We start from the raw sequence: 22,586 nt of genomic DNA on the forward strand, positions 1-22,586 counted from the left end.
TTAGGAATAAATTTCTATTTCAACTTTGATAAAATTTAAATCATGTCAATTATCAACAAAAAGAAAATGAATGAATTGTTAAATTTATCTAATGATCCTAAAATTGAATTAGTAGAAGAAACAAAGAAATCTTATAAAATTAAAATTACTGGAGATAAAGATAAAGTGAAAAAATCATCTTTTGAAAATAAAGTATTAGAGTTTATGTCAGATATGACAGAATTTGTTAAAGAACAAAAGGAATTTAATCAAAAACAAAAGGAGTTTAATAATTCAGTAGTTGATTTTATGAAAGAACGAAAAGGGTTTAACAAAGAACAAAAGGAGTTTAATAATTCAGTAGTTGATTTTATAAAAGAACAAAAAGAGTTTAATGAAGAACAAAAGGAATTTAATAATTCAGTAGTTGATTTTATAAAAGAACAAAAGGAATTTAATCAAAAAGTTGATCAAAGACTAAGTGTTCTTGAATCTTTTCATAAAGATGATTTTAGAAAAATTACAAATCATAAAAGATAATTTATTTATAAAGACCTAAAATAATATTTTTTTAATTAAACATAATTTGATAGCAAATAAAAAAGTTCCTGGTTGGGTATAAAGTTACCAAATTAAATACCAATAAATAAAAAATCAGAGATTTCTCCCTGGCTGTCCTTGTAAAATAAATAAAGAACAAAAAGGACACTTCAATTTATATCTGAAAAAGAATTAGAAAAAATTAACTTAATTTTTGCATTAATGAATCAAATATCTGATTCTTCTCAAGAAAACTTTATTCCAAAAATGATGAAAAGATATGAATTTATCCCAAAAATATCTAATTATTCTGTTAAAAAATAGTAAAAACTTTTTTAAAAATAAAATATATTTTTATTGTGAAATAATAAGAAATATCATTATAGTTCCATCCTTATTTATTCAATAGAATATTAAAAAAATAAATTAACTATAATAAAGACAGAAACAAATAGGGAAACACTTTCTAAAAAAGAAATTTTGAATAATTGAATCCTAGATGATTATTATTTTATTGATTTTGCAATTAACTATGAAATTTATTTGCAAAATACTAAAAAATATAAATTAGGAGCCATTGTTACTCAAGAAGAGCTGCAAAAATACTTTGAATTATTAGAAAAGAAAAAGACCCTCCGAATATTTCAACTTTGATAAATATTGTAAAATTATGAAATACAAGGAATTATTGGTATTGAAATTGGTAACTTTTTAAAAAAATTCTTCAAATGATTTTACATCATATATATTACCTAAAACATCTACTTTACATAATTTAAAATTATGTTTTTGCAATGTAGAAAGAGGAAATAATCATCGATCTTCCCTTGATGTTAATTCATTCAATTTTTTTATAATATTCATTGTCTTGATTTCTTTTAATGTTGCAATCATAGATTTTAATTCTAATTGATTATTTTTATTACCACCTATAACATAAAATAATTGATTATCTTTAATTAATGGTGTGCCTACTTTCATTTCTAGATATTCTAAAGATTTATTTATATTTTTATTTTTTAATATTTTGTTTACTTTTTCTTCATCTACAACTAGCATTTGTGATTTTTTATCTCATTTTAAATTTAAAGCATTTAAAAAAATAGGTTGTAACTTATTTTTATCATTTTTATATATTCTAATACCAACAGGTTTTAATGAATCATAGAATGCTTTGTTTTTATGATCTTTTAATACTAAAAGATCATCTTTATTTTTTATTTCATTTTCTATTATTTTTAATTCTCTGATTCAATTGGTAATTAAATTTTTTTCAAAATTAAATACAGGGATTTTATCTAATAATTCAACTTTAATATCTTTATTTTCTATTTCTTTTATTTTTGATTTAACTAAATCAGAATTTAAATATCTAAAAAATGGATTAGATTTTGATGATTCCTTATTTTCATTTATTTGTGCCAATTGTTCTTTAAAAATATTATCCAAATAATTATATAAATTTGGTTCTTCTTGGAATATTCTTAATTTTGTTTTATATTTTTCTTGTGATTCATTACCAAAATATTTAGATAAATCTTTTACATCTTTTTCTAATATTTTTAATTTAGAAACTTTATATTCTTTTTTACTATTATCATTTTTAAATGATTTTATTGAATATAATGTTTCATTTGATAATGGAGTATTATCTCTTGAAATAATCATTCTTGAAAACTTAATAGTTTTCTTTTCATTGTTATTATCTAAAAATTCTCTCATTTGATTTCTAAAATATTTTGCAAATGGTTTTTCTTCTTCTAAAAAGTTAGATTTATCAGCATATACTTCACCAGTATCTTTATCTATATATTGCATTTTTCCATTAACCATATTTTTAATAATATTTTCATTTTTAATTTTTAAAATATTTTGCATTTTATGATTTAAACCTAAATATGCAATAATAGATGCATCAATTGCATGATGATTGTATATATCCCTATTTTTATAAATAAGTCTTTCGCTTTTTTCTAAATCATCTTCTCTAAACAAATTATTTCTTGCAAAAGAAGTAATAGTACCATTAATATTATGAATAATAACTTTATTTTTATCTTTTCAATAGTTACTTTGTTTAAAGAATTTTTTTAGTTGATTTGAAAATTCTCTAGAAATATATCTAGTATCATTTAACTGTCTTTCCACAAATCCTTTTAATTCATTAAATGGATCATCCATATATAATAAATAATTATCTATCTTGTTTTGTAATTTTGCTTTCTCATTCTTATCTTGAATTTCATCAACTAATTTCTCACATCTTTTTTTATATTCTTCAAATTTACCTTCACTAGATAATCATTGATAAGGTGTTTTATCACCTTTTTTTCTATTATTATCAAAACTTGTTAAAACTTTATTTTGCATTGAATCAATAAAAGAAATAGATATTGGTAAAACATGATCAATGTTGTATGCTGTTGGATTAGATAATAAGTATTTCAAATCTATTTCTTTACCATCATATAAATCATGTTTGTTTTGTTGCAATCATAATAAAAACTTTAGCCGATTTTCTCCACGTTTTATATCATCTAAAGTTAAATTATGTTCTTTTAAGTTCTCTTCAAGTTTTTTCTTATTTTTATCTAATTCTCTTTTTATTCTACCTGCTTCTTCTGAAGAATTTAATTCACGAGCCATTTCAATAATGATGTAACTTAATTCATAATTTCCTTTTTTAATATATTGTTTAATAATTGCATTTAACACTTTAATAGCTTGATTAAAAGTTCTTTTTACAGTTAAAGGCATTATGACATTAGAAAAGTAATTGTTAGGGAAATATTCATATTTAGAAAAATTGTCAAATGATTCTAAATCATTTTTTATTTCTGTAAAATAATTCATTTGATTTTTACCAATTGATTCAGGATCATTAAGAGCAAAATCAATAAATTCTAGTTGAGCTTTTTGAGATAGAGATGATGTTCCTGATGAATATATTTTTAATTCTGCTAATTTATTAATTTGCTCATTAGTTAAATCTATTTTTAATAATGAAGGATTTTCATTTAATTTTTGTTTTCTTTCATTAACATTTTGGAATTTAACACCTTGAAAAAATAAATTATCAATAAATAATAAATCTTCTTTTTTATTTAAATTTATTTCTTTATTTATATTATTTTCTTTTAATCATTTTAAAATTGCTCTAGTAGATTTTAATTCTTCAATTTCAAAATCTTTTTTATTTTTATTTTTTAATCCGGAAGCAATAAATTTTTTAGATAATCCTATTTCTTTTAACATTTTATCTAAAGTTAACTTATCATTTGGTAAAGATAATATTTTATGTTTTTCTTCTAAAGTTAAAGTTCTAGCTTCTTTATCATCTAAATTAACATATAATCTTAAATTCCCTAAATCATTAAGCAAGTTATATATTTCTGTTACAGGAGATCTTTTATAATTTCTTTTTTCATTAGGATAATATGTACATTTTCCCACTTTTAAGTCTCATAAATTAGTTTGATTCCCATTTTCATCAATACCATTTCAAACCAAATGTTCTTTACCATTTTTTAGTTCTATTTTAACTCTTCCATATTTAGTTAAACTTTTTTCTGAACCAGGTCCTTCTGAATAATGACGATGTCTTTTAAATATTTCTAAAAATGATTCTACAAAATCTTGATTAATACCTAAATGTGACTGATTAGATAAAATTTGTTTAATTTCTTTGATAAATTCTTCGTTTGTAATAATTTGATTACCAATATTACCAATAACCTTTCCTGTAGATTTAAATCATTCATATTGATTTTGGCAAGCATATAAAGAAGCATTATATTTAAAATTTGAAGTATCTGCTTTTTCTGTTTCTTCTTCATTATTATCTATTGTATTTAAAGTACCTCGATGTTTTATATAGTTATGCAAGATTAAAATTAACTCTTGTTTTGATAATTTGTTATTTAAACCCTTAATTTTGATTTCTACTGGCAATAAATATGTTTGAGTAGTTTCATCATAAATTGATGATCTAATGATATTTTCATATTCTTCTTTATCTGAAATTAAATTAAATTTTTTTAATAATTTAAAAAAATCAAATTTTCTTATTTTTAGTCGATTGATTCTTCTTCTTCTACTTCTTGCTACTCTTCTTTTTTCGGCATTATTATCTTGACTTGCTGGATCTTCAAAAAGACGAACTCCCATATTTAATATTTCTAATTTTTCATCTGGATTATTATCATTGATTTTAATAATAGATCATCCAACACTTGTTGTCCCTAAATCAAAACCTATTGCTATTTTTTCTTTACTCATAAAATCTCCTGTATTTAACTAAATAATCCATATTAATAAATAAAGAGTATCTATTTATTAATTATATAATAATTATAAATATGCTTACTTAATGAATCTTATTTGCTCATAATTATTACTCTTTAATATCAAAAACAATTTAAAATAACATAATTTAAAATTAAAAAAATACAAGGAGTTACCTTGTGTTTTTCATATGGTGCCCAGCAAGGGACTTGAACCCTTATAACTTTCGTTGGCAGATTTTGAGTCTGCTGTGTCTGCCATTCCACCAGCTGGGCTAATTTAGACTTTATTATATTTAATACAAATATTATTATAATAATAAAGTTTTAATATAAAAAAATTATATGTTTTATTTAGAAACAAAGAATAAGAAAACAAAATTCATTTCTATCATTTTATAATAATTCTATTAATATAAAATATTGTTCAAAATTTTGAAGTTATTATACTAACTTTATTATTTTAAATTAAATCGTTTATTCTTCCAAGTTTAATTTATTATATTCATCTGTAAATTCTTTAAATAAATTATAAAGATGTGAATATACTTTGTCTTCTTTTGCTATTTCATGATCATAGATAATTTCAATATCATCATTTTTTGGTGTGCTTGTTGCTAATTTAATTAAAAATTTGTTAATTCCTTCAATATTTCATGCTTCAGAATTAATATTAATTTCTAGTTCTTCTTTTGCAAATTTTGCTAAGTACTTATTATCTTCTAATTTTTTAATTTCTAATTTCATTTTTTTCTCCTTAATTATTAATTATTTTGTTATATCTTTTTTCTAAATATTCTTTTCCACCTTCTAAATAATTAGCTGATTCTTCATTAATGATTTCTAAAATATTGGAAATTTTATAAGGTTCTTCCTCATTATTTAAATTAGCTACAATAATTTGAGATGGATTAGTTAATATTCCAATATTAGCATTATGAGTAACAATAAAGACTTGTTGATCTTTTTTTTCTTTAATTAGATCAAGTACTTCAGTAGCAATTGTATTATTATCTAAATTATCTTCTGGTTGATCTAGAAATAAATCTTGATTTAAAGAACGATTAAATTTATATTTCAATCCATAAATCGATTTTTGACCTAATGATAAACAGTTGTAATCTTTTTCTTCTTTACCAAAATCAACCATAATTTGAGTATTTTCTTTAATTTCACGAGCAATACAATTTTTAATTTTTTCTTCATTAAATTCCTTAATACCATTTTTAGAAAGTGATTTTAATCATTTATCCACATCATCTCTTGAACTTCCGGGTGAATGAAAAATAATTTTTAAAATTTCTGTTTTAGATTCATCACTTAATTTGATATCCTTGTCAATTTTAAATCTTAAAGGTGTTTTTTGATTTTCATCATTTTTAATATCTAGATAAATATCTTCTGAAATTAATTTTTCAAAATCTTTAATTAAATTAAAAATGTTTTTAGCAAAATTTTTAAAATGATTTTTAGCTGCTATTTCATAGCTTTTTAAACCACTAGTAGAATAATTTTCATTTTTAATATTATCAATTACTTTTTTATATGAAAAAGCAAAAATATCTGTTGCTTTTGCAATATTTTCTAATTGTTTTTTTCTATCTAATAATTTTTCTTTTAATTTATCAATATCTCCATATGTATTAGTAGTTAATGTATTAATTTCTTTATTAAATTGCTCATTTTCAATAATTAAATTTTTATCTAATTTTTCTATTCTTTTTAATTTAGATTTAAACTCTTCAGTCGATTTAATAAAACTTTTATATTCATTAACTTCTTCATCAATCATGCTTTTAATTTGATTATTTTTATAATCTAATTTTGTTAATAACATTAATTTATCTTGATCTGCTTTTAATTCATTCATTCTAAAAGTATTAGATCAGTTAATATCATTATTTTTTGCCATGCTATTTAAAAAATTCATTGAATTATATAAATTTTTTAATTTCAAAATGAAATCAACAACACTTTCAGATTGATATACTTGTTTTTTAATATATTGAAATTTTTGATCCTCAATATCTTTAGCACTTGTTAAATCTTTTTTAATAATATCATCTTGATAAATAACATCATTTCTTTCTTCATAATCCGAGATTTTTTCTTTATTTTTTTTCTTAGATAATTGTGAAAATAAAATTTCTTCATTACTAAATTTAATTGCTTTTTCAAATTTTAGATTATATCCTTCTAATGCTTTTATTACAGAATCAGCAATGTAATTGTTTTTTAAACCTGCTAGTAAATCAAATAATGTTGATTTACCACCACCTTTAGGCCCAATAATAACATTAATATTTTTATCAAAATTTAATACTATTGGTTTTGCATTAAAACTATTAGTTTTTTTAAATATAACTTGTTTAATCATCTACTCTCCTTTTTGTATAATTTATATTTTTATTTAATGCCTTTTTTAAATCTTTAAAGTTAATGTTTTCTAAATCAATTAAAGTAATTAATCTTCTTAATTGAGGATAATCATTTCATTTATGAGTATCTGAAAATGCAACTATTGATGGATTAATATTTTCTTTTTTCATTACACTTAAATAGTTTTTATCATTTTCATTAGATATTTCAATGGCATCATATTCAATTTGTAATAAATCTTCATATTTAAAATGATCGCTTTTACCTACATGAGGAATTTTAATAGTTTGAAATTCTTGAAAAATAGTATTACATTTTACTAAACTAATCCCTCTTTTAGGAATTTCTTGGTTTGCAATTTCAGATATTTTTATCAATTGGTCTTTTTCAAGATCTTGATCAAAAATATAAATAATATTAGCTATTTGTCCATCTAAACGCACTACATTCACTTCAATGGCTGGTAATAATAAAATATTGGCTGTTTGAGCAAGATTTTTAGCTTCAATATAAAAATTTACATCTAATTTATTATGATCAGAAAAAGCTGCTATTTGAACATTATTTTCAACCAATTTACTAATAGCATCAAATAAAGATGTTCATTTAATACCATCACCATTAGATCTTGAAACAAATGAATGTAGATGTAAATCTACTTTTACTTTCATTGATTCTCCAAATTTTTTATAATTTTGAGTATTCATCGAGTATTATTTTTAAATCAATAAATCTAATTATTTATTTTTTAAAATAAAGTACTCCTATTTGAATACTCAAAGTAATTTTACCATATAACTTATTATTATTTAGCTTCATTACTTTTTCTAAAAAGTTACCAAAACAATTACCAAACTTTTTAAAAAATAAGTTTATAAAAGTTATATAATTTCGCATATATACAATATAAAAATATAAAATGATTTACTAAAATGCTTTTAATATAAAAGAAATTATGGAGAAAAAGATGAGAAATAAAATCATTATTGGTAATTGAAAAATGAATAAAACACCTAAAGAAGTAAAGGCCTTCTTTAAAGAATTTAATAAAGCTACATTTAAGGCTAGACCAAAAACAATTTATGGAATTGCAGCACCAGCTTGTGATTTATCATATGCTTTAGATGAAAGACCTAACAAGAAATTTGTTATTTCATCTCAAGATATTTCTAAACACTTAAGTGGCGCATACACAGGGGAAATAAGTGCTTTAATGTTAAAAGAAATGGGTGTAACATATGCAATTATTGGACATTCAGAAAGAAGAACTTATCACCATGAAACAAATAAAGATATTAACGAAAAAGCTAAGATAGCTTTAGAAAATGGTATTTGTCCAATTATTTGTGTTGGAGAAACTTTGGAAGAATATGAATCAAAAAAATCTAAAAAAGTTGTTGAAACTCAAGTTAAAGAATGTACAAAAGGATTAGATGTAACCAAAGTTGTTATTGCTTATGAACCAGTATGAGCAATTGGGACAGGAAAAACTGCTACCAATGATTATGCACAACAAATGTGTGCTGTAATTAGAAAATTAACTTCAGATAAAACTTTAATTCAATATGGAGGATCTGTAACTCCAGAATCAATTGAAGAATTACTAAAACAACCAGATGTTGATGGAGCTTTAGTGGGCGGGGCATCTTTAAAAGTAGATTCATTTATTAAATTAATTGAGAAAAAATAAAATTATTAATCTATATGTAGTAATTATTAATCTATATGTAGTAATTTAAATTTAATTGTATTGCAAATAATAACATTAAAAAAGAGAGTGATGATTATGGAAAAAAACGCTATCAAAAGAGTTGCTATTTTAACTTCAGGTGGTGATGCTCCTGGGATGAATAGTTCAATTAGAGCAATTGTAAAAGCTGCTCGTTGAAAAGGGCTAGAACCATATTTAGTTTATGAAGGTTATAAAGGCCTTGTTGAAGGAGATATTAGACCTGCTTCAGACATTGAAGTGGACCGTTACATCAATCAAGGTGGAACATTCATTTATTCAGCAAGATTTCCTGAATTTAAAGAAGAAAAAGTAAGATTGAAAGCTAAAGAACAATTAGATAAAAAGCAAATTCAAGCTCTAATTGTTATTGGTGGAGATGGTTCATATCATGGGGCTCAATTGTTACATACAATTGGAATCAAAACTATTGGATTACCAGGAACTATTGATAATGATATTTCTTCTTCAGATTATACAATTGGTTTTTTTACTGCTCTAGAATCTATAGTATCTAATATTGATCGAATTAGAGATACAGCAAGATCACATCATAGATGTATTCTTGTAGAAGTTATGGGACGTTATGCAGGAGACTTGGCTGTATATTCAGGTATTGCAACAGGAGCTGAGCTAATAATAACTGCTGAAAATAAAATGGCTATTGAAGATATCGTAAAAGTTGTCGATCATCAAATGAATAAATTGAAAAAAGATAGTGTAATAATTATTGTTACAGAACATGTTTATGAGAATTTAAAAGAAATAGCTCAAAAAATTCAAACAGAAACTAATGTTGATACAAGAGAATCTATTTTAGGACATTTACAAAGAGGTGGAACCCCAACAGGTATGGAAAGATATGTTGCAGCACAAATGTCAACATATGCAATTGAATTGCTTTGTGATGGACAATCAGGTCTTGCAATCGGTTTAGTAAATAATAAATTACAAGCTTTACCAATTCTAGAAGCTTTAGCACAACCTAGACCTAAATATATTGAATTAATTAATAAATATGCAAAAATAAATCAAGAAAAATAATGATTTAATTTTTTGATATGACTTTACTTTTTTATTTTTTACTAAAATAAGTGATGAATTTTACAAAATAAGTGGTGAAATTATAGTTTATACATACTATAAAATAAGAAAATCAAAATTATTCAAAAATAATTAATTTAGATTATTACACAAATGTATATAGTGAAGAATATTGTAGAGATGTACATTTAAAACTTCATATCAAATTGAAGATGTAAAAGTTACTAAAAATAGTGAAGAGTCAGCATGAAAAGGTGATGCTGAACATGAAACTTATTACCAACTGAATCTGATGCAAATACGCAATTAAGAGTTGAAATTATATTATCTAAAAATGTGTTTTAGACGAAAATACTACATGGAACTCTGGAAAAGAAGCTTTGTATTTACATATTTTTTAAAATGACACAAAAAATTAATTAAATTATTAATTATTTAATTTTCTATTCTGATATACTGTTTATTATTATGAAAAATAATAGTATAGACGATATATCAATAGAGAGATCTGATTTATATAATTTTTTTTCAAAAATTAATAATTTAAAGGTTCCTTATTTTCAAAGAGAATATACTTGAGATAGATTTCAAATAAATCAATTAATAAATGATATTGCATCATCTGATGTTGAAAATTATTATATAGGTTCTATAGTAATTTCTAAAAAAGATGATAAAAATTTTATTATTGATGGACAACAAAGAATATCTACTTTTATATTGATAATTAATTATTTATTAATTTGACCTTGTGTAGATAAAGTAAATTTTAAATATAGAAATGAATTTTGATTATTATTTGAAAAGTTTCATTTTGAATCTATGAATATAAAAGATGGAAAATATTTAGATGAAATAATTCATCAAAATGAAACCGACAAACAAACAGATAATAAATATTCAATTAATTATTCATTAATTCAAGATAGAATGATAGAATTACACAGAGAAGGATCATTGAATAAATTTATTAAAAATTTAACTAACACAATTTTTTCATTAGTAATTGTAAATTCTTTTAAAATAGATGAAAGTATATTATTCGAAAAAATAAATTCTACAGGTAAACAATTAAGTCAATTTGATTTATCAAAAAATTATCTTCTATCAAAAATTTGAAATGAATTAGATGAAGAATTCGACAAAAATGACAAGATAGAATGTTATTCAAATGAATTGTATAATTTTACAAAATTTCTAGATTTAGATAATTTAAAATTAAGAAAATCAAATCTATCTAAAAAAGAAAAAAGTAAATATAGCAAAGATGATTTAATAAGATTTTTTATTGCATATAAAACTAAAAGTTTAGTAAATAAAGAAGAAATTTATATTGGTTTCAAAGATTGTTTTAAAAATAGCAATGGTATAGAAACATTTTATGAATTGAAAAAATTTGCTCTTTATTATCAATATATATTTGAAGAACAATGAATAAATGAAATGTACAAAGATCAATTAAATTTAATTAAAGAACAATTTAATACTTTTATTGTTCTAATTATACATATTTTAGAACTAAATAGTAATATTGAGAATAAAGAAATAGTAATAAATAAAGATCAAAAAGAGCAAATCAATAGGTTGTTTTTAATTTTAGAATGTTATATTTATCGTAGAACTTTTATAAAATTAACTGAAAAAGTTATTACAAGAAAAATTCCAACAATAAGATTGAAAGAAAATAGCGACAATCAGGAAAGGGATTTATTTTTTCAATTATATAATAAAGAAAATAACAAAGAAAATGATTATAGAATGCCTTCATTTAAAGAATTTTATGAAAATGTATTTAATCAAGATGCTAATTTATATTCAAGTAATAAAAATATTATAAAATCTTTTTTATATCGTTTAGGAACTTTTCAAATTAAAGAAAGAATTGAATATGACAATTTGTCAATTGAACATATATTTCCTCAAAATTATCAAAACATTATTGATAACAATTTAAATGGAGATAAAGAAAAGTTAGAATCTAAAATTAATGTTTTAGGAAACTTAACACTTGTTAATTCTGAATTAAATTCAAAACTATCTAATGAAAGATTTTATAGTAAGAAAATAAAAATAATTTCTGAAGATAATTTTCCTTTAAATAATTATTTAAAAAATAATAATTCAGATTGAGAAATTGAAGACATAGATAATAGAACTAAATATTTACTAGAATTAACCAAAAAAATTTGAGATTATAGTGATTATGAGCAAGATTATCATGAAATAGATGACCAATCATTTTACAACAATGTAAAAAATGTTAATAAGTATGGTTACATAAAATTAAAAGAAAAGTATTATCACCAAGAGGAATTTAAAACAGCTATTACTAATTCTAGTTACTTTAGAAAAATTAAAAAAGAGTTATTTAATTATAGAAATATTAAATCAATCATTCAAGCATATGTTTTAGATAATATTACATATACAGAAATTGAAGAAACGTATTTTCATAATAATTTCAAAGGTTGATTAGGTCAATCAATAATAGAAATATTAGATATTAAAAAAGATCAAAATTCAATACTTAGCAAAGATATAAAATCATATTTTTTATCAAAGGAAAATAATATTAATAGATTAATAGAATTTGTTGATGATGTTAATTAATCATTTTCAGTTATTACATTATTGACAATATATTTAATTAGTTCATTAGATCTTCTTTCTATATTTTCAAAAGTTCAGTCATTTTTCTTTGAAACATCTATATTGTCATAAATATTATTTATATATAGAGGAGAACTTAAATTTTTATATACATTTTCTTTTTTAAATAAAAATAATTCATTTGTAGCTTTTTTATTTTGCCTTCTTGTTATTAATAAATAATTACCAATTTTATTTTTGAATATATTTCATTTTTCTTTATATTCTTGTCTTTTTGTCTCATCTAATTCCTTAATTCATTTATCTATAGATTGTGGCATTATATGTTCAATTTCTCTACTTTCTCTTTTTATTTGTTCTCCTTCATCTAATAAGGAATCATTCATAAAATATTCTGTTAAAATTAATAAATCATTTGCTTGTCTAGTTTCTAAACTATCATGCAATTTACTCATAAACTGATTGAAATTATATTTTTCATTAGATAATTTTTTAATGTTATTAATTATATTTTGACAAACGTTTATAATGTTATTTCCTTTATCAAAGTTTTCATTAGCAATTCTTATCAATTCTCTTTTTATGCTAGAATCTCCTTGATTTGTAATAATTTTTGTTTTAATTACGAATTTACATATAGATAAAAACATTTTTTGAATATTTTGAATTTCTTCTTTTGTTAAAATTGAATTTTTAGTATTATCAAAATTTTCATATTCAATTTGATAATTATCTTTTAACATTTTATAAATAATAAAAGTGAAATATGTAAATAATCTTGTTTTCTTTTTATTAGAAATTATATTGATGATTTTTTCTACTCTTAAAAATTTTAAAAATTTCTTTGAAACATCATCAGAACAAATTTCTTTATAAATAAAAATATAAGATTCTAAATAACTTAGCATTCTTTCAAAATCTTTTATTGTAGAAACATTTTCATATTCTTTTAAAAAATAATTAATTGATTCTTTGATTGATTGAAACTTAATTCTTTTATTATTTTTAGGCAATTCTTCTCCACCATGCAATTCTGCCAAGATGTCATAAAATGTTTCAAGATCATCTTTATTTCCATCAATTTTAGTATTTGTTATTATGGCATTGTAACCATAGGCAATTTCATTTTCTTTTGAATTTAGTAAATTATTATTACAAAAATTAAAAATATGATTTTTAGCTAAATCAGATATGCTTAATTCTTTTCCTTTTGTATTAAGATTTTCAAATAATTCCATTTCTTTTTTATTGGGGAACTTATTATTATCAAAATTAATAGAAGCAACATGAAAATTATTTAAAAAGATTAAAATAAAATCTATAACATCCCCTTCATGTTTAAAATTTTTTTCTAAAAATTTATAGATAGTTTCATAATTTTTGAAAAAAATATTATTTTTTTGTTTTTCTAAACCACTTAAATCTTCAGTTAAAATTTTTCTAAAAATTTCATTATTTTTATTTGTTCCACCAGGATTATGAATATATTCTTCTAATTTATTATGTTTTTTGCTATTTAGAATGTCATTATATCAATCCATTTCTCTGATTTGGAAATTATTCTTTAAATAATCTCTACAAGCACAAACAATTAGTAATGATGTAGTTAATCTCTGTTGACCATCTATTATTTTTATTTGATTAGGTTCATCATTTCTATCTGCCATAATTTTTTTCTGTGCTATTGTTCCAAAATAATGAGATTGGTCATCTTTAGTTCTAGATAGAATATCTTCTAATAAACACATAATATTTTCTGTTTCTCATTCATAATTTCTTTGATAAATAGGAATAATAATTTTTGAATGAGACATTGAAAGTCAACCTTTAATATTATCATGATCAATTCTTAAGTCATGTTCATTAGAAAAATAAGAATTTTTTCTTCTTTCTTCTTCGCTTATGGCACTTATATTATTATTATTATTTATATTACTATAAACATTCTTATCAAAATTAAATTGATCAAATGGTTGAGTTATTATTTCTTGAATTTCATTTGGATATAAATATTTAATAATTACAAATAAGTTTTTTAATTTTTTTATAACATCCATTTCATCAAAAACATAAGATAATTGATTTTTATCTGTATGCTTATGTTGTTCAAAATTTCTGGCTGAATTAATTTCTCTCGCAATAGCATAAAAATAAGCTGAAAATTCTATTCTTGTATCCTCTCTAATAGATTTAATTTTTAAACTTAATGAATCTTTTAGATTAATGTTTAAATTATGTCTTTGTATAAAATCGTTGATAATGCATTCTAAAGCTTTTTGAATATCTGAAATGCAATTTTCTACTTCTTTCATTCTTCTTTCTGCTTTTTCAATAAAATTGATGATTTGATCCTTGTCATTTATTTCAAATCTATAATCTTCTATGAATGAAAAGTTTTTTGTTAATCTATTTATCATTATTTTTATTACCTCACTTTATTTGTAAAATTTTCATAAATATTTCATCTTCAATTAATTTTTTTTCAAATTGTCCACATTCTTTTATTATTTCTTCATAAGAATAATTATTGTTCATACTTTTATTATTTTTAAGTGTTAATAATTTTGTAATTATTGTTTTTCTGTGTTGATTTATTTTTTTCTCATCACTATCAATTAGCAAAAAATATTTTATATATTCCAATAATTCATGTTTAGATAAATTTTCTTTTATTATTTTTAAAAAGGATTTATCACCTATTTTTACAAATAATCCCATTCATATTCAACAATCTATATTTTGAGTTATGGTTGCCGAAGAATTAAATTTCATTATTTCAACATCTGAATGGATAATTTTAAAATCTTTAATATTTATTTTATTTCCAATAGGTATATTATTGATATATTTGTAAAAATTATCAAAATATTTCATTGGATTTGTCCCTATTTTAGAGAATTTATAATCATTTAAATTATTCATGAACATTCACCCCTATTTTTTTAAATAATTGATTTACAATATTCATAATTAATTCAGCTGGTATAGCGCTTCTTTTGGAGTAGTTACCTAAAGCCATGTGATTTTTATTGCTATTAATATTTCTGTCTTTTTTCAAATTTAATTTAACATTAGATTTAAAAATAGTAGGTTTTAGTGAAAAATTGGAATCATAAGATGAATAATAAGTACTATTTTTATAAACTGGTTTATCTTTATATTTATTAAAATCTCAATGATTTTCTTGGAACTCTCACATTTTTGATGTCTTAGGATTTTCAATTATTCAAGCTTTAGGTTTATAATGTCTAATTATTGAAATAGTTGCGCCTATTGTGCTTTCACCTATAATTCTCCCTCTTTCTTTATTAAGAAAATATCTTCTTTTAACTGGATGACATTTTTGGTTGTAATCTTCATAGAATCTTTCATTTTGAACTTTTCAAGTTCCATTAGAAGAAATTTTTCTAATCATCTTACCATCACAATCAGCTCCTGATCATGATTCACAAGGAGGTGAAGCTAAAATAATATCAGGTTTAGGTAACTTATTTAAATCTTTAAATAAATTGAAATTATTTAAAGATAAATCTATTTTTCTATAAAAATATTTTGTTTTTTCAGTAAATTTAACATCATTTATTCCAATTGAATAAACTTCAATATTATGATTATTGAAATATTTCTTTATTGCTTTCTTATAAGAGGATTCAGCATCATCATAGAGAGCTCAAATAATTATTGATTTACTCTCTCTCTCTCTCTCTCTCTCTTCCTTATTTACAAGTTGCTTTTTATTTGCCATAATTACTTATAAATGTTATCATGTTTTCAAACATGTTATAATTTATTATATTATTATGAAAACAAAATGAAATAAAAATAGATATCTATCTCTATTATCGTGTTCAACTACACTTTTAGTTATATCTCCTGCTTTGCTTATAAGTTGCTCCAATAATAATAAAAATAATGAAGAAGAAACAACACCTTCTTCTCCAATATTGAGTGATCAAGAAATTGTAAACAATTATATAAGTTCCTTAAAAAAACCTTCAATTAAACCTGAAAAAAGTAGTGATAAAATCAACATATTTGCAAAAGATATTAATACCGAAGAAATGGTAAAATCATGATTCAATGATTTACCAGTTTCTAATGAAAATGTTACATCTTCTTTTATATCTTCAACTCCTGCAGAAGGTGATGAACAAACTTTAATAATAAAGTATGATATCTCTAGAAACAATTATCATAAAGTTTACCAATTTCAAGAATCTGGATTTAAAAAAGTTGTTGATGAGCCAACAGATCCATCTAATCCTAATGAATTTAGTGATCAAGAAATTGTAAACAATTATATAAGCTCCTTAAAAAAACCTTCAATTAAACCTGAAAAAAGTAGTGATAAAATCAACATATTTGCAAAAGATATTAATACCGAAGAAATGGTAAAATCATGATTCAATGATTTACCAGTTTCTAATGAAAATGTTACATCTTCTTTTATATCTTCAACTCCTGCAGAAGGTGATGAACAAACTTTAATAATAAAGTATGATATCTCTAGAAACAATTATCATCAAGTTTACCAATTTCAAGAATCTGGATTTAAAAAAGTTGTTGATGAACCAACAGAACCATCTAATCCTAATGAATTGATTAATTTTTCAATTAGTATTAAAAGATCTAATGGTAAAAAATTATTAATATATCCAACTATTGAAATTTATGATAAAAACAATGTTTTGATAAAAGAGAAATGATTTGGTCCAGATGATTTGCCTTCTTGACAATTTCAATTAAAAAATAGTACATATACAGTAAAAGTTAGAGATATGGATAATAATGTAACTTGGTCATATCAATCAGAATATACAATTGATGAAAAGAACAATAACCTTGATATTATTTTTTCAACCAACAAGCTTTATGAAAAAGAAAAGCCTGTTACTTCTTCTAAGTATCAAAAAAGTATGGGAATATATAAAACAGATTTTACAGATGTTTTAGGTAATAAACTTTCTTTAGCTGATAATTGTAAAAATGATAAAATAACTCTTTTTGTATTTTTTAAAACAACTTGTTCAAACTCTAAGAATCTTTTACAGACCATTAATAACCTTTATATTGATTCAAGATTTAAAAATAAATTTGAAGTATGATGTTTCTCATCGGTGGATAATATTGAAACATTAAGATCTTTTGCCCAATCTCAATTTCCTCAATATCATATGATTGCAGATTCTAATTCTACTTTTAGAAATCAATTTTATGATTTAGGAACAGCTGTTCCTAGAACAATTGTTATTGATTCTGAAGGTATTTATGTAGATTATTTTCCTGGTTGAGTTAAATTAGAAATTATTCAAAATATTTTTCAAACTTGAATAATTTAAAAGATAAAATAATCCTACATTATTCAATAATATTCATTAATAACTTGTAAAATATATTGTTAGCATATTAAAAGCAACGAAATTTATTGAGGTATTGAATAGATTATGAAAAAAGCTATAAAACAAAAATTATTAAATTTAGTAACAATTGATCCTAAAGATTATTGTGTTAAAACACATTTAGATGCAAAACATATTGATATTTTAAGTTATGTAAAAAAAGATGCTTTTTTATCTTTTTTAAATAAAGAAGTATCTCAAATAGAAATATCTACAGCTTCAGGTGTTGTAATTTTTGAGGATGAATTATTAAAAGCGGATGATCTTGATAAATTTGAAAATGTAGTTGTAAATAATGGTTTTGAAATGGATGAATCTATTAGAAAATCATTAACAAAAAGTTTTGAAACTAATAAGAAAAAAGCTATTAATCATTTTTTAAATGAAATGAAATCATCTAAAAAAACTTTTATTAGTTTAAATAGAAATGCAAAACAATACTATAATGATACTTCTATTTGACCTCTTTATATAGCTTATCAATTTATTAAAGGTAAAATTAGTGATGATTTTGTTGTAAAAGCTCCTTTAGTTATTCAAAAAGTTGAAATAGTTGAAGATGGTTCTAAATTATTTTTAAGAAGAATTGATGATGACATCATTATCAATGAAAAAATTATGGTAATTATGAACAAACAATATCCTAACCATATTTCTTCTGATGAATTGTTTAAAATAGTTCCATTTGAAGAAACAATTAATAAATTAGAATCAATGGTTGATTATAAAATAAGTTATGAAAAATCTGTAATTAATTTTATCAATGAAGATAATAAAACATTATTAGACAATTACACAACTCTAAAAATTGAACCTTCAGCTGTTTTAGGTTTCTTTGTTCCAGGTGGTTCAGCTTTAAAACAAGATTTAGAAAAGATAATTGAAATGAATATTGACCCTTTTGAATCTCAAATTGAGGGAAGCAAATCTTCAGAATTTAAATCAAATAAATATTATGAAGATAAAGTTATAAAGAATCCTGATATTTTAGAACTAGGTCATCCATTGAATATTTTCCAAAAATATGCTGTTGCTTCTGCTTTACAGCAATCTACTTTAATTTATGGTCCACCAGGGACAGGAAAATCAGAAGTTATTTCTAACATTATTGCCAATGCTTTAATTAAAGGAAAAAATGTTCTAATGGTTTCAGAGAAAAAAGCTGCTTTAGATGTTATCACTAGCAGAATGAAATCATTAAATCAGTTTACACTTTATTTATGTGATAATAAACATAGACAAGATTTTTACAAAAAAATTGATACTTTAAATAATTTGTTAGGTACTCAATGATATAGAGAACCTTCAAGATATTTAAGAAATGCCCAAATTGAACCATTAAAATTAGAATCAAATGAATTAATGTTTTTTGCTAATTACTTAGATTGATATAAAGAATTATTAAAATTAGTTAACAAACATTGAAATATTGAAGATTATCAAGATGCTATTTTTAATTTAGACTATCAACAATATCAATTCATTAAAAATGAACTTGGTGATCAAATGCTTTCTGAATGACTAGTAAGTTTTGATTTAGATGGCACAGGAAATACAACATTATATGAACAAATGCAAGAAGTTCTTGAAGAATATAATATTGCAAGAATTGATGATTTCTTTAAGGAATATTTAAAATTCAAAAAATTTGTTAAAAAATACAAATTGGAAGAAACAATGTCTTCTACTGAGATTGTCAAACATATTAAAAAAATCAAAACCAAAATTGCAACAAACTTTAAGTTAGTAGAAAACTTTTTATTAGGTGGTAAAAAATTAGTATCTATTTTTGAATCTTATAATCTTTTTGTTGAAAAATATAAGAATTTAAATGAATATATTGAATTTAATGAAAAAACTCAAAAACAAAAAGAAAGTTTTTTAAATTCAATTGAAGATTTTCAATTATTTGCTAAAAAATTATTTTCTAGAAAACCAGAATGAAAAGAATTATCTAAAAAAGATCTAGTTTCTAAAGCTAATAAATACAATAAATTTAATGAAAAATATAAAAAAGAATTATCTAAATTTAATTGATATCAATTTTTAGATGATAACTATAAAAAATTAGATAAATTTTTAGAATCAATTGAATCATTTGCTAAAGAAGAAGCAAAAATGGAAATTGTTTTTGCAGAATTTGTTGTAAACAACAAAGTTATTAATGATGTTAATCAATCAGAATTACCTATTAAATCAATTAAAGATAATTCTAAAAATATGCATGAAATAATTTCATTATTTAAAGAATACAATCAAAGAGAAGATGTTCTAGAATATGAATATGTACAAGATTTAATTAAATTTGTTGATTTAATTAAATATGATGAAGGGTTTTTAACTGATCTTTACAACATAAAAGATTTCTTCAATCCTTTAAATATGAATATTTATAAAGAATTTTCATGATTATCAGTACCATATATCAAAACTTTATATTTAGAAAACTTTATATTATTTGATCTTAAAAAAGTTGGTTTGATTATGCAATATATTACAGCACCAATTAATGAAGCTCAATTTAATAAACTAAAAAAAGTTGCTTTATGAAATGATATAACTAAAGATAATCCAATTTTCTTGGAAACAAAAGGAATTAATTTCCAACATATAATTCAACAATTAAGAAGAGAAGAAATTAGATCGGCAACTATTGTAGAAGAATTAATCTTTAAAAAATACATTAATTCTTTAAGATCATATTTAATGAAATTATCTAAAGAAGAAAAAGATGAAGTAGCCAATGTTTTAAGAATATCTTCTTCTGGAACATTACCTCCAATTCCACAATTTGTTAGAAAATATTATTCTTCTTTAAAAAAATTATTCCCTATTTGAGTAGCAAACCCTGATAATGTAGCAGATATGGTGCCTTTAAATATGGATGAATTTTATTATGGAATTTTTGATGAAGCTTCACAGATGGCAATTGAAAGAGCTTATCCATTAGTATGAAGAACTAAAATTAAAGTTGTTTCAGGAGATGATAAACAATTAAAACCAACATCATTCTTTGCTAATAAATTAACAAATCAGGATTATGATTTAGATGATTTTGATTCAGCAGAATCATTATTAGAAAGAGCAAAAGTTTCATGATGAAATGAGTTTCATTTGAAAAATCACTATCGTTCAGAAACAAAAGAATTAATTGAATTTTCAAATAAATTTATTTATCACAATAAATTAGAAGTAGCTACTAAATGCGGAATTACTGATAAGGGAATTGAAGTAATTGATGTTGAAGGTACATGAAATCAAGTAAATAAAGAAGAAGCTGACAAAATTATTGAGATTTTAGTTCATCATTATAAAGAATATGAAAAAATCTTGATTATTACTTTTAATGCTAGACAATCACAATTATTAGAAAACTTATTAATTGAAAAAAATTCTACTTTTGATGAACAATTAAAAGAAAAAATTGAGAAAAATAATGTTGTTATAACAAACTTAGAAAATGTTCAAGGTAATGAAGGGGATTTGGTTATTTTATCAGTATCATATGGTAAAAATTCAGATGGTGTTGTAAGAAATAATTTTGGTCCCTTAAATTCAAAAGGTGGTTCTAACCGTTTAAATGTTGCAATAACTAGAGCAAAATCAAAAATGATTATTGTTAAATCATTATATGGAAATGATATTAAAGTAGCAAATGTTAATAATAAAAATGCAATTATTTTCAAAAAATTTATTGAATATTTAGATGTCATTAAAAACAATCAATCAATAGAATTGGTAAATAGTGAAATGGAAAACATTGATTCAATCAATGAAGGCACACAAGAAATTAATATTAATTGCAATCAAGCAAAACCATTAGAATTTAGTAGTGATATTGTAAAAAGTATTTATGCAGATTTAATTAAAAATTTAAGTTCTAAATATGAAATTGTTGTTGATTTCAAAGTAGGATCAAAAAATATAGATTTATTAATTATTGAGCACAAAAAACAAAAAATAATTAAAGCTCTATTAATTGAACCTTGAAAATCAAATAGAACTATTAAACAAATGGTAGAAGAAATTGATCGTCAATATTTCTTAGAGGATCGTGGATATAGCACATTTAAAATCAATGAATATGAATGATACATTGATAAAGCGCAAGTGATTGAAAAAATCAAAGTTTCTTTAGTTAATAATCATCATAATAATTTAGATTATATTATTTGACAATCAGAAAAATAATTTTATAAAATTTATAAAATATAAAAAATACATAAATTTTGATAAATAAATTTTTTATTTATTAAAATTTAAGTAATATAAAAAAATTCTAAGAATATAAATGTAATTAAAAAAGAGGTAAAACTATGGATAATAAAATTACTTTAAATAAAATTAATGCAGAATGCTCAACATGTTCTAAAAAACATGAATTATTAACAACAGCTAAAGAAGTTACTATTGATGTTTGTTCAGGGTGCCATTCTTTTTATACTGGTGATTCATCAGTAGCAAAAGCAACAGGAAGAATTGAAAGATTTAAAAGAAGAGCTTCAGCCGCAACAACAAGTGCTAAAAAATAATATTTTGGTTCTTAATTAAAAAAAATAATAAATTAATTATTTTAGCAACAAAAAAGAAAGATCTCAATTAAGAGATCTTTTTATTATTTTA

Annotated in this window: 15 protein-coding genes and 1 tRNA gene; 8 read left to right on the forward strand and 8 right to left on the reverse strand. The window is 22.0% G+C overall.

Annotated features, from left to right (window positions below; all coding sequences use genetic code 4):
• Window positions 1-42: 42 nt before the first annotated feature.
• Both ACJA29_RS01570 and ACJA29_RS01575 read left to right on the forward strand, forming a co-directional pair.
• Window positions 43-519 carry a hypothetical protein gene (locus tag ACJA29_RS01570; RefSeq protein WP_406602871.1) on the forward strand — a complete coding sequence of 159 codons (477 nt, stop codon included), beginning with the start codon at window positions 43-45 and terminating at the stop codon, window positions 517-519.
• Window positions 520-999: 480 nt separating this feature from the next.
• Window positions 1,000-1,176, forward strand: a complete 177-nt coding sequence (locus tag ACJA29_RS01575; protein ID WP_406602872.1) for a hypothetical protein — start codon at window positions 1,000-1,002, stop codon at window positions 1,174-1,176.
• Between the two features lie 54 nt (window positions 1,177-1,230).
• On the opposite strand, the gene cas9 is transcribed toward ACJA29_RS01575, so the two are convergent.
• The 5 genes from cas9 to ACJA29_RS01600 all read right to left on the reverse strand — a co-directional run bounded on the left by cas9 (window position 1,231) and on the right by ACJA29_RS01600 (window position 7,852).
• On the reverse strand, window positions 1,231-4,797 hold the full coding sequence (cas9, locus tag ACJA29_RS01580; protein ID WP_406602873.1) for a type II CRISPR RNA-guided endonuclease Cas9: 3,567 nt from the start codon (window positions 4,795-4,797) through the stop codon (window positions 1,231-1,233).
• Between the two features lie 197 nt (window positions 4,798-4,994).
• A tRNA-Leu gene (locus ACJA29_RS01585) sits at window positions 4,995-5,078 on the reverse strand.
• A gap of 201 nt (window positions 5,079-5,279) precedes the next feature.
• Window positions 5,280-5,549, reverse strand: a complete 270-nt coding sequence (locus ACJA29_RS01590) for a hypothetical protein (RefSeq protein WP_406602874.1) — start codon at window positions 5,547-5,549, stop codon at window positions 5,280-5,282.
• Window positions 5,550-5,559: 10 nt separating this feature from the next.
• Window positions 5,560-7,179, reverse strand: a complete 1,620-nt coding sequence (locus ACJA29_RS01595) for a hypothetical protein (RefSeq protein WP_406602875.1) — start codon at window positions 7,177-7,179, stop codon at window positions 5,560-5,562.
• Entirely contained in the window at window positions 7,172-7,852 is a 681-nt protein-coding gene (locus ACJA29_RS01600; RefSeq protein WP_406602876.1) for a PHP domain-containing protein, read from the reverse strand. Before ACJA29_RS01600 ends, ACJA29_RS01595 begins: the two co-directional genes overlap by 8 nt.
• A gap of 296 nt (window positions 7,853-8,148) precedes the next feature.
• Between ACJA29_RS01600 and tpiA the strand changes: the two genes are divergently transcribed.
• From tpiA to ACJA29_RS01615, 3 genes are all read left to right on the forward strand, one after another.
• A complete protein-coding gene (gene tpiA, locus ACJA29_RS01605) occupies window positions 8,149-8,871 on the forward strand; it encodes a triose-phosphate isomerase (protein WP_406602877.1) in 723 nt (240 codons plus the stop codon).
• Window positions 8,872-8,961: 90 nt separating this feature from the next.
• Window positions 8,962-9,954 carry a 6-phosphofructokinase gene (pfkA, locus tag ACJA29_RS01610; RefSeq protein WP_406602878.1) on the forward strand — a complete coding sequence of 331 codons (993 nt, stop codon included), beginning with the start codon at window positions 8,962-8,964 and terminating at the stop codon, window positions 9,952-9,954.
• 468 nt (window positions 9,955-10,422) lie between these two features.
• Window positions 10,423-12,564: a DUF262 domain-containing protein gene (locus ACJA29_RS01615; protein ID WP_406602879.1), complete on the forward strand. Its 2,142-nt coding sequence runs from the start codon at window positions 10,423-10,425 to the stop codon at window positions 12,562-12,564.
• Here the strand turns inward: ACJA29_RS01615 and ACJA29_RS01620 are convergent.
• Genes ACJA29_RS01620 through ACJA29_RS01630 form a run of 3 tightly spaced genes read right to left on the reverse strand, consistent with a single transcriptional unit; the run spans window position 12,561 to window position 16,309 of the window.
• Window positions 12,561-14,981, reverse strand: a complete 2,421-nt coding sequence (locus tag ACJA29_RS01620; RefSeq protein WP_406602880.1) for a DUF262 domain-containing protein — start codon at window positions 14,979-14,981, stop codon at window positions 12,561-12,563. The two genes, ACJA29_RS01615 and ACJA29_RS01620, sit on opposite strands and share 4 nt — an antisense overlap.
• A complete protein-coding gene (locus ACJA29_RS01625; protein ID WP_406602881.1) occupies window positions 14,971-15,486 on the reverse strand; it encodes a hypothetical protein in 516 nt (171 codons plus the stop codon). The genes ACJA29_RS01620 and ACJA29_RS01625 overlap by 11 nt, the downstream gene beginning before the upstream one ends.
• Window positions 15,479-16,309 (reverse strand): DNA methyltransferase, encoded by an 831-nt coding sequence (locus ACJA29_RS01630; RefSeq protein WP_406602882.1) that lies wholly within the window; start codon window positions 16,307-16,309, stop codon window positions 15,479-15,481. Before ACJA29_RS01630 ends, ACJA29_RS01625 begins: the two co-directional genes overlap by 8 nt.
• A gap of 55 nt (window positions 16,310-16,364) precedes the next feature.
• Between ACJA29_RS01630 and ACJA29_RS01635 the strand changes: the two genes are divergently transcribed.
• The 3 genes from ACJA29_RS01635 to rpmE all read left to right on the forward strand — a co-directional run bounded on the left by ACJA29_RS01635 (window position 16,365) and on the right by rpmE (window position 22,495).
• Window positions 16,365-17,903, forward strand: a complete 1,539-nt coding sequence (locus ACJA29_RS01635; protein WP_406602883.1) for a TlpA family protein disulfide reductase — start codon at window positions 16,365-16,367, stop codon at window positions 17,901-17,903.
• A gap of 105 nt (window positions 17,904-18,008) precedes the next feature.
• Window positions 18,009-22,154: an AAA domain-containing protein gene (locus tag ACJA29_RS01640; RefSeq protein ID WP_406602884.1), complete on the forward strand. Its 4,146-nt coding sequence runs from the start codon at window positions 18,009-18,011 to the stop codon at window positions 22,152-22,154.
• A gap of 125 nt (window positions 22,155-22,279) precedes the next feature.
• Window positions 22,280-22,495, forward strand: a complete 216-nt coding sequence (gene rpmE / locus ACJA29_RS01645) for a 50S ribosomal protein L31 (protein ID WP_406602885.1) — start codon at window positions 22,280-22,282, stop codon at window positions 22,493-22,495.
• Window positions 22,496-22,586: the final 91 nt, after the last annotated feature.

Origin of the sequence: Metamycoplasma sualvi (assembly GCF_045276925.1) — a bacterium.
GTDB lineage: Bacteria > Bacillota_I > Bacilli_A > Mycoplasmatales > Metamycoplasmataceae > UBA710.